This is a genomic window from Vibrio navarrensis, assembly GCF_015767675.1.
Classification (GTDB): Bacteria; Pseudomonadota; Gammaproteobacteria; order Enterobacterales; family Vibrionaceae; genus Vibrio.
Map to the genome: position 1 here is coordinate 1880783 of NZ_CP065217.1, position 13196 is coordinate 1893978.

Annotated in this window: 16 protein-coding genes and 1 pseudogene; all 17 read right to left on the bottom strand. The window is 41.4% G+C overall.

Features of this window, described 5'->3' with window-relative positions:
• Nucleotides 1-19: 19 nt before the first annotated feature.
• The 17 genes and pseudogenes from I3X05_RS08790 to I3X05_RS08880 all read right to left on the bottom strand — a co-directional run bounded on the left by I3X05_RS08790 (nucleotide 20) and on the right by I3X05_RS08880 (nucleotide 11973).
• A complete protein-coding gene (locus I3X05_RS08790) occupies nucleotides 20-241 on the bottom strand; it encodes a VF530 family DNA-binding protein (RefSeq protein WP_005526706.1) in 222 nt (73 codons plus the stop codon).
• 732 nt (nucleotides 242-973) lie between these two features.
• On the bottom strand, nucleotides 974-1237 hold the full coding sequence (locus I3X05_RS08795) for a hypothetical protein (RefSeq protein WP_045571769.1): 264 nt from the start codon (nucleotides 1235-1237) through the stop codon (nucleotides 974-976).
• A gap of 677 nt (nucleotides 1238-1914) precedes the next feature.
• On the bottom strand, nucleotides 1915-2667 hold the full coding sequence (locus tag I3X05_RS08800) for an SDR family oxidoreductase (protein ID WP_039470334.1): 753 nt from the start codon (nucleotides 2665-2667) through the stop codon (nucleotides 1915-1917).
• Nucleotides 2668-2832: 165 nt separating this feature from the next.
• A complete protein-coding gene (locus tag I3X05_RS08805) occupies nucleotides 2833-3540 on the bottom strand; it encodes a hypothetical protein (protein WP_045571314.1) in 708 nt (235 codons plus the stop codon).
• Nucleotides 3541-4168: 628 nt separating this feature from the next.
• The gene (locus I3X05_RS08810) at nucleotides 4169-4837 is read right to left on the bottom strand and encodes a hypothetical protein (RefSeq protein ID WP_045572425.1); all 669 of its coding nucleotides are present in this window, start codon (nucleotides 4835-4837) and stop codon (nucleotides 4169-4171) included.
• A gap of 182 nt (nucleotides 4838-5019) precedes the next feature.
• Nucleotides 5020-5223, bottom strand: coding sequence for a hypothetical protein (locus I3X05_RS08815; protein WP_045571655.1), 204 nt, complete (start codon nucleotides 5221-5223; stop codon nucleotides 5020-5022).
• A 292-nt stretch (nucleotides 5224-5515) separates the two neighbouring features.
• Complete coding sequence (locus I3X05_RS08820; protein ID WP_193188569.1) at nucleotides 5516-5806, bottom strand: hypothetical protein; 291 nt, start codon at nucleotides 5804-5806, stop codon at nucleotides 5516-5518.
• A 146-nt stretch (nucleotides 5807-5952) separates the two neighbouring features.
• Entirely contained in the window at nucleotides 5953-6249 is a 297-nt protein-coding gene (locus tag I3X05_RS08825; protein ID WP_337970618.1) for a phosphotransferase-like protein, read from the bottom strand.
• 36 nt (nucleotides 6250-6285) lie between these two features.
• Nucleotides 6286-7347, bottom strand: a complete 1062-nt coding sequence (locus tag I3X05_RS08830) for an IS3 family transposase (RefSeq protein WP_337971172.1) — start codon at nucleotides 7345-7347, stop codon at nucleotides 6286-6288.
• Complete coding sequence (locus I3X05_RS08835; RefSeq protein WP_045570708.1) at nucleotides 7296-7835, bottom strand: helix-turn-helix domain-containing protein; 540 nt, start codon at nucleotides 7833-7835, stop codon at nucleotides 7296-7298. The genes I3X05_RS08830 and I3X05_RS08835 overlap by 52 nt, the downstream gene beginning before the upstream one ends.
• 10 nt (nucleotides 7836-7845) lie before the next feature.
• On the bottom strand, nucleotides 7846-8214 hold the full coding sequence (locus I3X05_RS08840) for a phosphotransferase-like protein (RefSeq protein WP_337970619.1): 369 nt from the start codon (nucleotides 8212-8214) through the stop codon (nucleotides 7846-7848).
• Between the two features lie 617 nt (nucleotides 8215-8831).
• The gene (locus I3X05_RS08850) at nucleotides 8832-9335 is read right to left on the bottom strand and encodes a DinB family protein (protein WP_029189990.1); all 504 of its coding nucleotides are present in this window, start codon (nucleotides 9333-9335) and stop codon (nucleotides 8832-8834) included.
• A 175-nt stretch (nucleotides 9336-9510) separates the two neighbouring features.
• Nucleotides 9511-9786, bottom strand: coding sequence for a putative quinol monooxygenase (locus I3X05_RS08855; protein WP_045571293.1), 276 nt, complete (start codon nucleotides 9784-9786; stop codon nucleotides 9511-9513).
• Nucleotides 9787-9927: 141 nt separating this feature from the next.
• Nucleotides 9928-10476: a hypothetical protein gene (locus I3X05_RS08865; protein ID WP_052702569.1), complete on the bottom strand. Its 549-nt coding sequence runs from the start codon at nucleotides 10474-10476 to the stop codon at nucleotides 9928-9930.
• 212 nt (nucleotides 10477-10688) lie between these two features.
• Nucleotides 10689-10794, bottom strand: a pseudogene (locus I3X05_RS23760) (DUF645 family protein); the annotation flags it as partial.
• Nucleotides 10795-11119: 325 nt separating this feature from the next.
• A complete protein-coding gene (locus tag I3X05_RS08875; RefSeq protein ID WP_064626913.1) occupies nucleotides 11120-11410 on the bottom strand; it encodes a hypothetical protein in 291 nt (96 codons plus the stop codon).
• 158 nt (nucleotides 11411-11568) lie between these two features.
• Nucleotides 11569-11973: a DUF1801 domain-containing protein gene (locus I3X05_RS08880; RefSeq protein ID WP_045571807.1), complete on the bottom strand. Its 405-nt coding sequence runs from the start codon at nucleotides 11971-11973 to the stop codon at nucleotides 11569-11571.
• Between the last annotated feature and the right edge of the window lie 1223 nt (nucleotides 11974-13196).

The window sequence follows — 13196 nt, forward strand, 5'->3', positions numbered from 1 at the left end:
CTTTGTTATGCAAATGTTCTTAACGGCAAAATGTATCTATATACAAAGCCTCAACCTTGTCTCTCGCCCACTGCGTACGACGCAAAAACTTAAGAGAAGACTTGATTGATGGATTGCTGTAAAAACAGTTAATTTTGATTTCTCTATCTAACCCTTCCCAGCCATAGTGCTCTTGTAAACGAACAAGAATTTTCTCTAAGGTTAAACCGTGCAAAGGGTTGTTTTGCTGCTCTTGGCTCATTGCTTGGGTCCTAATAATAATGCTTAGTTTGGACGCAGTTTACCAGAATGCTTCAACCAGTTAGCCAATTTATTTACATCCGCAGCCTAAGATATAAGCACTGGGAAATGGGCTAATTTGAATATTTGCATAACGCCGCGTTAAGGGGTGCAGGCACGCAATACAAAAGCTACCGCACAGTGCCGTAACCACTGAACCCAACGCAAACTGAAAATGCCACGCGTGCCAAATCCCACTTTAACGCCTTGTTATGCTTAAGCTTCAATGGGTTACGTTTTACTAAAAACAAGATTAACTCGACTTTGATTCATAAACAAAAGCCAAAACGTAGAAAACCGAAACAACTCATAATTTTTGAAAATCAGACTTTGAAATTTGGCCGCTAAAACTCAAAAACCTAAGATCAAATTGCTGATAGAACCAACAGCCCTAACCTCGTGCTTACCCGAAAATTGATTGAGGTAACGCTCTGAATTTCCAGCGCCAAAGAACAAGTGTCCGGAAAACAGCGCCCACTGAAGCCAACTTGCCGACAAACTCAAAACCAACCAGCCGAGGGAACAAAGAAAAACCATAAACCACTGATTTAGGGTGATTAAGCATAACGCCCGCTTAAGGGGCAGCCAACGCCACGACCAACTTTCCGCATAACAACGTAACCACAAAAACCAACGCATAGTAAAAATGCCGCGCGTTGGCTGTCCCTCTTGAAGCGTTTGTTATGTGCCGTGGCTAATGTTTTTCACAATCCTTTTTATCTTTGAACAGATTCGTCAATGCCGTCGCTTCCGTTCTCTCTAGATCTTGATAAGCATCGAAAATGTCACCATCCTTGTACCCAAGAAGGCACAGCCCGCCTTGAATAATTAGGGTGAAAAATGACACAACTAGAATCAGAAATGGAATGACACCAAACATATCAAGAGACAGTAAAAGCGAAGACAGCGCTATAGCTACAGCTGAAATTACCAATTTAACTTTGCTACTAAAAACCATAACACCCTCTAAAATATGAATTTTTAGCCATTCTATAAGTTAATGGTTGCACATAATGTTGTTTGCTTCACAGGAAAGGCACATAACGCCCTGCTAAGGGGTGAGCAATGCACTGCAAAAGCTACAGCACACCAACTTAATCACAAAACTCACCGCATGCTGAAAATGCCACGCATTGCGAATCCCGCTTAAGCAGTTTGTTAGCTTAAATTTCAGCACCTTAAGATTTACCAAGCCTGAGATTAAACCGATTTAGAAAACCAACAAACCACTTGAGCTTTGAAACCCGAATTGACTCAAACTTTGTGGCCTTTCATGCGATTTGAAAACCCGAAAATTTTGATAACTCATTTTCGGAAAACTCAAAGCGAAAGCAAAACTTCCAAAGCGACTTTACGCCAAACTGGCTAACCTCGCGCGATCCCAAAACTCAATTGAGGCAACGGCTCAAAACTCGCGTTGGCAAACAATGCTGATTTGCCGAGAAACCGGAACGAGCTGCCAAGGGAAGAAAAAACAGGCTGCAATCAATTGATTTTCATTGTTTTAAGCTAACGCCGCGTTAAGGAGCGCAGGCACGCACTACAAAGGTGACCGCATCACGCCCTAACCACTAAACAAACCGCAAACCGAAAATGCCACGCGTGCCAAGTCCCTCTTGAACGCTTTGTTATGCATTACAAACCACCGGCTAAATCCAGAAAGTTACCTGTAGAAAATGATGATTTTTCAGACGCTAACCAATAAATGGCCTCAGCGACTTCAGCAGGCAAACCACCCCGTTGCATTGGAATTTTATTTTTGAGTCGTTCTATACGGTCAGGCTCTCCACCGTCAGCGTGCATATCGGTATAAATCAATCCAGGGCGAACACAGTTAACTCTGATACCTTCCGCAGCAACTTCCAACGACAGACCTTTTGTTAACGTGTCAATTGCACCTTTTGACGCTGCATAATCGATGTATTCATTCGGTGAACCTGTTCGAGCGGCTCCCGAAGAAACATTAACTATGACACCTCCGAGACCATCATGACGAGTTGACATTCGTTTCACTGCTTCACGACAACACAAGAAATAACCTGTCACATTGTTTATGAGAATTGAGTTAATCCTCTCTGCGCTCATTTCGTCTAAGCGCATCTGCTTCTTTAAGATACCAGCATTATTGACAAGAACAGAAACAACACCAAGCTCTTGGTCAACGGTTTCAAACAGTTTAACAACATCACCTTCTTTGGAAACGTCAGCTTGAACCGCAATACAATGACCACCTAACGCTTTGATTTCTTCCACGAGAGTATTAGCAGCCTCAGCATTAGATTTGTAATTTATGCATACGGAAAAACCGTTTTGAGCAAAAAGCTTTGCTGTCGCTGCACCAATCCCTCGGCTACCGCCAGTAATAACAACTACTTTTTGAACGCTCATTATTCATCCTTTTAACGCTGAATTTGATGTAATGCATAACGCCCAATTAAGGTGTGAAGCACGCAACCACAACACTCAATTTAACCGCCGTAATCACCGAACTTAACCCAAACTAAAAATGCCAAGCGTGCTGAATCACTCTTAAATTGTTTGTTAGGGCAATTTTTATAGGCTTGTAACTTTGACATTCCTCTTACTATTTTTCGTTTCACGCCAAACCTCTACTCTAAACTGATCTACAGCAGGAGCTGGATTTCTAGGTTGTTGAGGCTTCCGTGGTTGCTTTTGGGGCAGATGAGGAATGGCTAACTCTTCTCCATTCACGTCAACTAGCTTCAATTCCATTTGCTGTGGAATTACTTGTGTTTTCTCCAAAGATTCTTTGAGGTCATTATAAAACTCTGGAGCCTCCTCTAGCTCTGCACCGAAGATAGCTTCCGTTTCTTGCATTGCCATTTCGACAGTTAATTCACCGCGCTGAACTTTGATAAAAAGGTTTTCTAGACGAGCAAGAGATTCCCCTCGTTTTCGCAACTTAGGCTGAACTCGACTTAGATCAAATGGTGAACTAGCTCTTTCGCCTAGATAATCACCAACAGCCTTAACTTGATTATTTATTGTTTGTAGACCGGAGATGAATGAACCATATTGGGCAATACCAAAATACAAAACACTCGCGGTAGCAAGTATTTTACCTTTGGCTTTTATTGAACCTTCCTCAACTTCTAGAACAAGAGAGTAGTCACTTAGCTCCAAGTTTTGGCCAACATAAGCTTCCCATTCGTCAAAAAGCTGTGTCGAATAGTTTTCAAAGTCCTCGCGAGGTAAACTTGGCACTCCGATATAGAAATCAATTGTACCTATATTTGCCATTTTTACTCCTTCCGCCAAACTAGAATTGCCCTAACGCCCGGTTAAGGGGCAGCCAACGCCACAACCAAGCTTCCGCATAACACCGTAACCACCAAAACCAACGCATAATAAAAATGCCGCGCGTTGGCTGTCCCTCTTGAACCGTTTGTTATGTTTAAGCTTCAATGACTTACGTTTTACCAAAACCAAGATTAACTCGGTTTTGACTGACAAACAAAAGCCAAACCCCAGAAAACTGAAACGACTCATAGATTTGAGAAACAGACTTTGAATTTCGGCAATTCAAGCCCCAAAACCTGTGTTCAAAATACTGATTGCGCCAACCGCTCTAACCTCGCGCTTGCCCGAAAATTGACAGAGGCAACGCTCTGAATTTCCAGCGCCAAAGAACAAGTGTCCGGAAAACAGCGCCAAACGAAACCAACTTGCCGACAAGCACAAAACCAACAAGCCGAGGGAGCAAAGAAAAGATACAACCAACTGATTTGACGTGATTAAACATAACGCCCGGTTAAGGGGCTGACAACGCAAAAACACCGAACCTAAAATAGCAACCGTAATCACAAATGTTGATTTAAGCAAAAACCGCCACGCGTTGGCAGTCCTTCTTAAACCGTTTGTTATGGCACTATTTATTGATTATATATTCTACTTTATTTAATAACGCTGAATATCTCTTTAGAGTATCACTAACCCCAAAATTGATGAGCCATGAATCTTTTGACGGCACGTCGTCTCCCGTGTAGCTAACACCAAAATCAGCCTGAGGATCTTGTAATAACAACCCACGATTGAAAAATTCTTGCACATATGCATATATTTCATCAACTTCGAATTCAAAATTAGCATCATTGTAATTATGACTTCCAACTGAATATATCGGATAGACTAATTCATAACTAATCGGTCTTAACGCACAGAGTTTCATGAATAGTTTAATTTTTCGATCACTTAAGCCCTTTGTGCATAATACAAATCGCTCAATTTGTACATCTGTAAATGAAAATTGAGGATCAGATAAGAAAAGTAATGAATAAGCCCCTAGTATAATTTCACTTGGTGTTTCTGTTACAGCTAAAGCAAAATCAGCTGCCAATTTTTGCCCTTCTTTACTTAAACACTTATTTTTAAACTCTACTCTCTCTTTTTCCGTCATTCGTTCAGTATTTAATTGTACACTCGTTAAAAAACTTTCAACTCTAAATTGTTGGTATTCAAACCTAGCGTTTTTTAAAATTGAAAACAAATCAATAACCACACTAACCTCAGAAGAGCAAGCCGCAATTATTTTCTTCATTAATACCACCAAACCTTTTGATTACCGGTGCCATAACGCCCTGCTAAGGGGTGAGCAATGCACTACAAAAGTTACCGCACACCAACTTAATCACAAAACTCACCGCATGCTGAAAATGCCACGCATTGCGAATCCCTCTTAAGCAGTTTGTTAGGCTTGTGCTGACTGTTAGCAATGAACCCTTAGCTTTGCTGCTTCTTTCTTAGGTACTTGCCACTTTTTTCATAGACCAATGTTAACGCAGCATAAATAGACACAAACAACACTAAGTCTAATGCAGCCAGTTTTACGTTAAATGGATCTGAGAAAATGTTGTATGTGAAACCAAGTTGCGCTTCTACAAATTTCACCAAAACTATCGTTGCAATAAAAACTAATATACCCATCAACTTACCTATCGAAAGTGGCAACAACATTCGTCGAAAATATGATAGCCCCGAACAAAGAAAGAACAAAAATTACGTCATTAATGCGAGTCAGTTAGTGATGTTACCGACTAGCCTAACGCCCGGTTAAGGGGCAGACAACGCCACTACTAAGCTTCCGCATAACATCATAACCACAAAAACCAACGCATAATAAAAATGCCACGCGTTGGCTGTCCCTCTTGAACCGTTTGTTATGTTTTATTCCAACCAGCTGATTTTGTTAAGAATAAACTTAGGAATTTCAACTAGTTTAAGACATTATTGCCTTACTTCTAAAAAGTGTTTTTTTGCATGATAAGCAAATATGTTTATAACGAGGATCTGCATGAGCTGTTAATGGTTGGAAAATCACTTTGTCTGAACCACAACTAAAGCATTTAGCACTTTCTGGATCTGCTGTTTTACATTCAGGATGCTTTATCAAATAATTCTCAAGTGTCGGCAATTTGTGCCAATCATCATCCTGTGGCTTCGAATATGATGCAAAATAGTAGAATATTGCAGCCGCGCCAAAAGCTAAAACCAACCAAATGAAATCCATCTCTTTTCCTCAAGTTATCCCGAAAACATAACGCCGCGTTAAGGGGCGCAGGCACGCAATACAAAAGTGACCGCATCACACCTTAACCACTAAACTTACCGCAAACTGAAAATGCCACGCGTGCCAAGTCCCTCTTTAACGCTTTGTTATGCCTCTTGCACTACCAGAAGACCAAGTTTCTGAGCCAGTTCCCTTGCCGCCACTTTTGGTGAGACATTACTCGTATCTACCGTTACATCATAAGTCATATGATTATGTACAAGTGGATACTCCCACTCTGCCAAACCAATTGCTCTATCACCACGAGCAATCTCGCGAGCCATACAAACCTCTAAGCTACATTGCACTTTTACACAAACAACTTTGAAATTTTCGAGAAGCTTAAAAAGCGCGTTGCGTATTTCGGTGATTGCGATCGCTCGTTTCCGCTGTTTTTCAAGCAAGTTGTCGTCTTTTTTACAATTTAGTAACGTGAATGATTACGCTGCACACTTTTCAGGGTTCAAGTACACCTCATCGATATAACTCCAGTCTCTCGTTTGCCGACTCCATCTGCCTGGATGAGTCAATTGAGCACGTCGGTAGACTTGCATACGCTGTCGGAGAATTTCATTATCCTCCCCGCAATGCCTCTGCTGAGGTGTTACATACTTTATGCCACTGTGTTTATGCTCATTGTTATACCAATCAACAAAATTACCAACCCAACACCGAGCGTCTTCAATGGAAGAAAACCCATCCATTGGCCATGAAGGACAATACTTTATTGTTTTGAACAACGACTCAGAGTATGGGTTGTCATTGCTTACTCTTGGCCTAGAGTAAGAGCTTGCAATCCCAAGGTCATACATCTTTGCAAGCATGGTGTAACTTCTCATAGGAGCACCGTTGTCAGAGTGCAAAGTAATGTTGCCTTGCACACACTTTTCCCGCCATGTTGTTCTTTGGAGTAACTCCGCTGCATATTCGCCTAGCTCCTGATCATACACTTCTGCACCTACTACTTTTCTACTGAAGATATCCATTATCAAATAGAGGTAATAGTGCTTCCTCGTATTTTCGATGGCAGATAACTGATATCCCAGCTCCATACCTGATTTGGTTTGCAGGCTTTTTTGAACCTTTGGTCGAGAAGGACTTGTGCCAGCTTTGTTACGAGTTCGCTTACCTAGCTGGTTGTTTGCTTTTAATACACGATAAAATGTGGACTCTGAGGCAATGTAAATGCCTTCATCAGCCAACATTGGAACGATGATATTCGGAGGTAAATCGGCATACTCTGGTGTATTGCAGATATCTAATATCTGCTGCCTTTCGGCTTCTGATAGCTTATTATGAGGCTCGTGCTGCCGAGGATGCTGACGCATATCACTTGTGATTTCGGCAGAGTTCCGTGTCCAACGCTGGAACGTTCGTATTGATAACCCAACGGTGGAACAAGCCTTTGTCTTTGTTGCCCCTTTACGTACAGCTTCATCAACAAGTGTGACTATTTTAAGCCGCTCTGAGATAGGAATAAGTCTTCCTCGTTGATTTCCCAGAGGGCATTGAACTTTTCCCGCAAAACCAGTAGCGCAGCCGTTTCAGCAAGTGCTTTATCTTTACGTGCCAACTCCTTCTCCAACGCTTTTACCTTTCTGCGTTCATCACGTAGTAGCTTATTTTCTTTGTGTGACATTGAAGCCGATGTTGTACTCTGCGCCTTGATAGACAGTGCTCGCCAGGTTTTAACGTCATCGACAAATAACCCTTTAGACCTACAGTATTCAGCTAACTCGCGTTCAGACATTGTTGCAGTTTCAATCACTATGAAAAATCTCTGCTCCGCTGAATAATCAGTAGTAGCATTTTCTAAGGGCAGCTCTGTAGACAATAGGCCGCTTTCAACAAGTTCATTTCTCCACTTAGATACCACGGATGGACTCACATCTAATTCTTTAGCAATTCTTCGATGAGACCAATTATATGGTGGTAACAGCCAAGTTTGGCCTTTCGTTTTCACATCAATTGGAACTGGATTGGCTGGCATAGTTATCTCCTTAAAAATCTAGGCGACAACTATGCTGACACAGGGGGGAAATGACTGATCGGAATGCTCCGAAATACGCAAGCGCGTCTATTTCGTCTTTGTTTACCCAGGCATTGTCGATGATAACTTTGCATCCCGACTCTAAGATTGCTCTGACACAACGATGATAGCCATCGACTAACTGCGCATAATCATAACCGGCTCGGTCAATAGGTTTACCAACCATCATACATTTTAGGTCCGAAGGCGGTAATGCATAGAGAACGCTGTCTACACTAAAGTTCAAATACTGCGTTGCCAACAGTTCCTGTAACTCTTTTGCCAGACTCGTTTTTCCTGAGCTTCCAGTTCCATTAAACAAGATTACATCTGGATACATAGTAATTCCTTTTACCATATTGAGGCATAACGCCGCGTTAAGGGGTGAGTGCCGCACAAACCAACTTTCCGCAGACCACTTTCACCACAAAAATTACCGCATACCAAAAATGCCACGCGGCACGAATCCCTCTTTAACGCTTTGTTATGTTTAAGGCTCAAAGGGTTAAGTTTGCGATACCAATAGCTTACCTCGACTTACCTTTGCAAACCAAAACCAGACGCTAAAAAGCTGAATTAAATCATAATTTTGATTGTGCCGACTTTGAGTTATAACGTGAGAAATCGAAAATCTGGGGCTTTAACTTTGAAATCAAAATCACTTCACTCACCTCGCATACACTCTGGATTTCAATGAGGCAACTCTCTGAACTTTTTAGCGCCCACGAATTGGAGTCCAGAAAACAGCGACCGCTGAAGTTAACTTGCCGACAAGACCAAAATTAGAAATACGAAGGAACAAAGAAAAGATGCAACCAACTGATTTTACGTGACTAAACATAACGCCCGCTTAAGGGGCTGACAACGCTACTACTAAGTTTCCGCATAACACCGTAACCACAAAAATCAACGCATAGTAAAAATGCCACGCGTTGGAAGTCCCTCTTGAAGCGTTTGTTAGGTGCCTGAACACAATCGTCTTTTTGGCTCTGTTTCATGCAAGTATCGAGTAAAAGTATCTTTCGGACGCTCAAGGCCATTTTCGGCTAACACTCTTGAGGCCATACCTCGATGATTACTGCCATGCGTCAGTAAATGAAGCAAAATTTCTTCTATTGTTAACTGTCCAAAACCACCATCGATAAAACGGAAAATCACATTACGTTTGAGTTCGTCTACACTCACTGATTTTGTAAAATCAATAAGCCATGAGTCATGCTCATTTATTATTCGTCGTAACTCAGACAATGAAGGAGTCTCGACGGTATTGTCACCACTGTACTTTTCAGGCTCACCTAAAATACGACTGATAAAAAGACTATCCACGACCGTTGTGTGATTCAAAATCCGAACGAAAAAGGTCGCATCGTTTTCTGGTAACTGTGAAAATTGTTTTTCACCTAACTCAAGCAACTCATCGTTTGCCCATTTTTTATATTGAAACGCACTAGCAAACTGCATTTTTTCTCCACGATTTATTTCTTGAAAACTGATGATAACTGATTGGCACCTAACGCCCGCTTAAGGGGCAGCCAACGCTACTACCAACTTACCGCATAACACCGTAATCACAAAAACCAACGCATAGTAAAAATGCCGCGCGTTGGCTGTCCCTCTTGAAGCGTTTGTTATGCGTTTACTCAAAGATTTCATAGTAACGTTCAACATTTACCGTCACTTTGCCCCAGTTAGAAGCCTTAACTCTTTTTTGATGGCGCTCGAAAGCAGCTTTATCAGTGAACTCTTCATAAACGTCAAAACGAAGAGGATTCTCTGAATTTTCAGTGACGCTAAACGTAATACAACCAATCTCTTCTAGAGTAAGACGCTTATGGTTCACCAACTCATTTTTTACCAATTCAAGATCCGATTCAGGAACTAAAATAAAACCTTTTAATGTTACTTCTGACATGAATTCCCTCGTGACGCATAACGCCGCGTTAAGGGGTGAATGCCGCATAAACCAACTTTCCGCACACCACTTTCACCACCAAAACTCACTGCATACCAAAAATGCCACGCGGCATGAATCCCACTTGAACGCTTTGTTAGCTTAAATTTCGCCAACAATGGTTAAATAGCCACCAAAAATTACCATTAACCACAACGCTCCCCCCAGAGATAGCCACACATAGTTAAGCCAACTTAACTTTTTGTTGGTGTCACCAAACATATCATTTTGAGATTCATTAATAACCAACTGTATTTTGTAAAGAATTTGACACATAAAAGGAAAAAGCACCAAACTTACAAAAAAACTGTATGGTAATGCTATTTCATTCTCAGAAAGACGATCTGAAATTTGGCCAAGAATACTCAATAAAACATATTTTGTCGCATCCCATTCCAGTGATTTTGGCAAATCTCCTTGGGACGACAAACTTTCACTTTGGGTCACCTTAGAGCACAGTGAATGTAAGAAGAAAATAAAAAATATCGCTCGTGCTATAGGCCAAATTTTTTCACCGGAAGCTGCTCTGTATATAGACCAATTTTTATACATCCAATAAAACCCATAGAAACCTAGGGTTCCAATATACATTACCGTAAATTTTTTAGGTGATACTACATAGAATGAAACATCAGAACTTAGTTTATCCATTTTTATTACTACTCCTTTTATAAAAATTTATGCTAACGCCCGCCTAAGGGGCTGGCAACGCATTACCACTAAACTCAAACACAACAGCCGTAACCACCGCGGCTCAATGGGACTGGAAACGCTACGCGTTGACAGTCCCGCTTGAGGCGTTTGTTAGTTTCGTAGCCTATTGTTTCAAAATGACTTTTAACCACTTTTTCTTGAAAGGCATTTTACGCAAAAGCATCACGCAAACACACGTCCAACGCCAAAAGCCGTGACGTTGGCTGCCAAAACGTTAAGTGTCCGTGACAAAGAAAGCCAGATCACAGCGATGATTCAGCGATTTTGAAACCGCTGAACTTTCAACGCGTTCTACCAAATCAGCATCAGGAAAAACCAAAAGCCAAATTGTGCAGCTTGAACGATAAAGGCTGAATTTTCAGAACCTTGTGCGTGAATTTTTGATGATTTTTCCTGAGAGAAACTAACGCCCGGTTAAGGGGCAGACAACGCCACTACTAAGCTTCCGCATAACATCATAACCACAAAAGCCAACGCATAATAAAAATGCCACGCGTTGGCTGTCCCTCTTGAACCGTTTGTTATGTTTTATTCCAACCAGCTGATTTTGTTAAGAATAAACTTAGGAATTTCAACTAGTTTAAGACATTATTGCCTTACTTCTAAAAAGTGTTTTTTTGCATGATAAGCAAATATGTTTATAACGAGGATCTGCATGAGCTGTTAATGGTTGGAAAATCACTTTGTCTGAACCACAACTAAAGCATTTAGCACTTTCTGGATCTGCTGTTTTACATTCAGGATGCTTTATCAAATAATTCTCAAGTGTCGGCAATTTGTGCCAATCATCATCCTGTGGCTTCGAATATGATACAAAATAGTAGAATATTGCAGCCGCGCCAAAAGCTAAAACCAACCAAATGAAATCCATCTCTTTTCCTCAAGTTATCACGAAAACATAACGCCCGCTTAAGGGGCAGCCAACGCTACTACCAACTTACTGCATAACACCGTAACCACAAAAACCAATGCATAGTAAAAATGCCACGCGTTGGCTGTCCCTCTTGAAGCGTTTGTTATGTGAATTTTTCACACGCCCAAAAGAGGCAGGTTTTTACGCTGATGATAGGTTAAAGCTAACTCTAGACAGGACTTGATGACCGTTTCTGGTAGCGGTTTAGATAAGGTCAGGACTATTGCTCTATTTCCCTGAAACACCAACTCGTCACCATACAACTCCCGAAATGTATCGACTAGCTTAGTTTGGCAATTAAAGAATAGGTAATAATTATTAGGAGACTTAAGCTTCCAGTCCATTCTTAACGGACTGCCCGTTTTTACACTGTAGCTTGGCTCTCCCCATTTTAGAGTTTCATCGACTTCACCCAGTTTCAACTCAGATGCGACTTGAAAGACTAAATTTCGCAGCTCTTCTAACCTAACACGAGCATTTTCCGGATACTCATCAAACCGATCTTTGACTACCTTGTCCATTGGAATCTCCTATTCACATAACGCCGCGTTAAGGGGCGCCGGCACGCAATACAAAAGTTGCTGCATAACACCTTAACCACTAAACCCAACGCAAATTGAAAATGCCACGCGTGCCAAGTCCCTCTTAAACGCTTTGTTATGCTTAAGCTTCAATGACTTACGTTTCACCAGAACCTAGATTAACTCGACTTTAATTCACAAACAAAAGCCGAAAACCAAAAAACTGAAATGACTCATAATTTTGAAAATCAGACTTTGAATTTTGGTTGCCAAAACTCAAAAACCTAAGATCAAATTTCTGATTGAGCCAACCGCCCTAACCTCGCGCTTGCCCGAAAATTGATTGAGGCAACGCTCTGAATTTCCAGCGCCAAAGAACAAGTGTCCGGAAAATAGCGCCCACTGAAGCCAACTTGCCGACAAACTCAAAACCAATCAGCCAAGGGAACAAAGAGAAAACATAAACCACTGATTTATCGTGATTAAGCATAACGCCGCGTTAAGGGGTGAGTGCCGCACAAACCAACTTTCCGCAGACCACTTTCACCACAAAAATTACCGCATACCAAAAATGCCACGCGGCACGAATCCCTCTTTAACGCTTTGTTATGTTTAAGCTTCAAGGGCTTACGTTTTACCAAAACCAAGATTAACTCAGCGTTGACTCACAAACAAAAGCCAAGACCTAAAAAACGGAAATGACTCATAGATTTGAAAAACAGACTTCGAATTTTGGCAATTCAAGCCCGAAAACTTGTGGTCAAAATACTGATTGAGCCAGCCGCACCTACCTCGCGCTTACTCGAAAATTGACTGAGGCAACTCTCTGAATTTCCAGCGCCAAAGAATAAATGTCCGGAAAACAGCGCCAAACGAAGCCAACTTGCCGACAAGCACAAAACCAACAAGCCGAGGGAGCAAAGAAAAGATGCAACCAACTGATTTGACGTGATTAAACATAACGCCGCGTTAAGGGGTGAATGCCGCCCAAACCAACTTCCCGCAGACCACTTTCACCACCAAAACTCGCCGCATGCCAAAAATGCCACGCGGCATGAATCCCTCTTGAACGCCTTGTTATGCTTAAGCTTCAATGGGTTACGTTTTAATAAAACCAAGATTAGCTCGACTTTGATTTACAAACAAAAGCCAAAAGCTAGAAAACTGAAATGACTCATAATTTTTAAAAATCAGATTTTGATATTTGGCTGCCTAAACTCAAA

Bases quoted from the DNA above. Each gene is read 5' to 3' on its own strand.
- I3X05_RS08875 (WP_064626913.1), bottom strand. From the start codon at position 11,410: ATGGATTTCATTTGGTTGGTTTTAGCTTTTGGCGCGGCTGCAATATTC.
- I3X05_RS08880 (WP_045571807.1), bottom strand. From the start codon at position 11,973: ATGGACAAGGTAGTCAAAGATCGGTTTGATGAGTATCCGGAAAATGCT.
- I3X05_RS08810 (WP_045572425.1), bottom strand. From the start codon at position 4,837: ATGAAGAAAATAATTGCGGCTTGCTCTTCTGAGGTTAGTGTGGTTATT.
- I3X05_RS08865 (WP_052702569.1), bottom strand. From the start codon at position 10,476: ATGGATAAACTAAGTTCTGATGTTTCATTCTATGTAGTATCACCTAAA.
- I3X05_RS08855 (WP_045571293.1), bottom strand. From the start codon at position 9,786: ATGTCAGAAGTAACATTAAAAGGTTTTATTTTAGTTCCTGAATCGGAT.
- I3X05_RS08820 (WP_193188569.1), bottom strand. From the start codon at position 5,806: ATGGATTTCATTTGGTTGGTTTTAGCTTTTGGCGCGGCTGCAATATTC.
- I3X05_RS08795 (WP_045571769.1), bottom strand. From the start codon at position 1,237: ATGGTTTTTAGTAGCAAAGTTAAATTGGTAATTTCAGCTGTAGCTATA.
- I3X05_RS08840 (WP_337970619.1), bottom strand. From the start codon at position 8,214: ATGTATCCAGATGTAATCTTGTTTAATGGAACTGGAAGCTCAGGAAAA.
- I3X05_RS08815 (WP_045571655.1), bottom strand. From the start codon at position 5,223: ATGGGTATATTAGTTTTTATTGCAACGATAGTTTTGGTGAAATTTGTA.
- I3X05_RS08790 (WP_005526706.1), bottom strand. From the start codon at position 241: ATGAGCCAAGAGCAGCAAAACAACCCTTTGCACGGTTTAACCTTAGAG.
- I3X05_RS08805 (WP_045571314.1), bottom strand. From the start codon at position 3,540: ATGGCAAATATAGGTACAATTGATTTCTATATCGGAGTGCCAAGTTTA.
- I3X05_RS08835 (WP_045570708.1), bottom strand. From the start codon at position 7,835: ATGCCAGCCAATCCAGTTCCAATTGATGTGAAAACGAAAGGCCAAACT.
- I3X05_RS08850 (WP_029189990.1), bottom strand. From the start codon at position 9,335: ATGCAGTTTGCTAGTGCGTTTCAATATAAAAAATGGGCAAACGATGAG.
- I3X05_RS08800 (WP_039470334.1), bottom strand. From the start codon at position 2,667: ATGAGCGTTCAAAAAGTAGTTGTTATTACTGGCGGTAGCCGAGGGATT.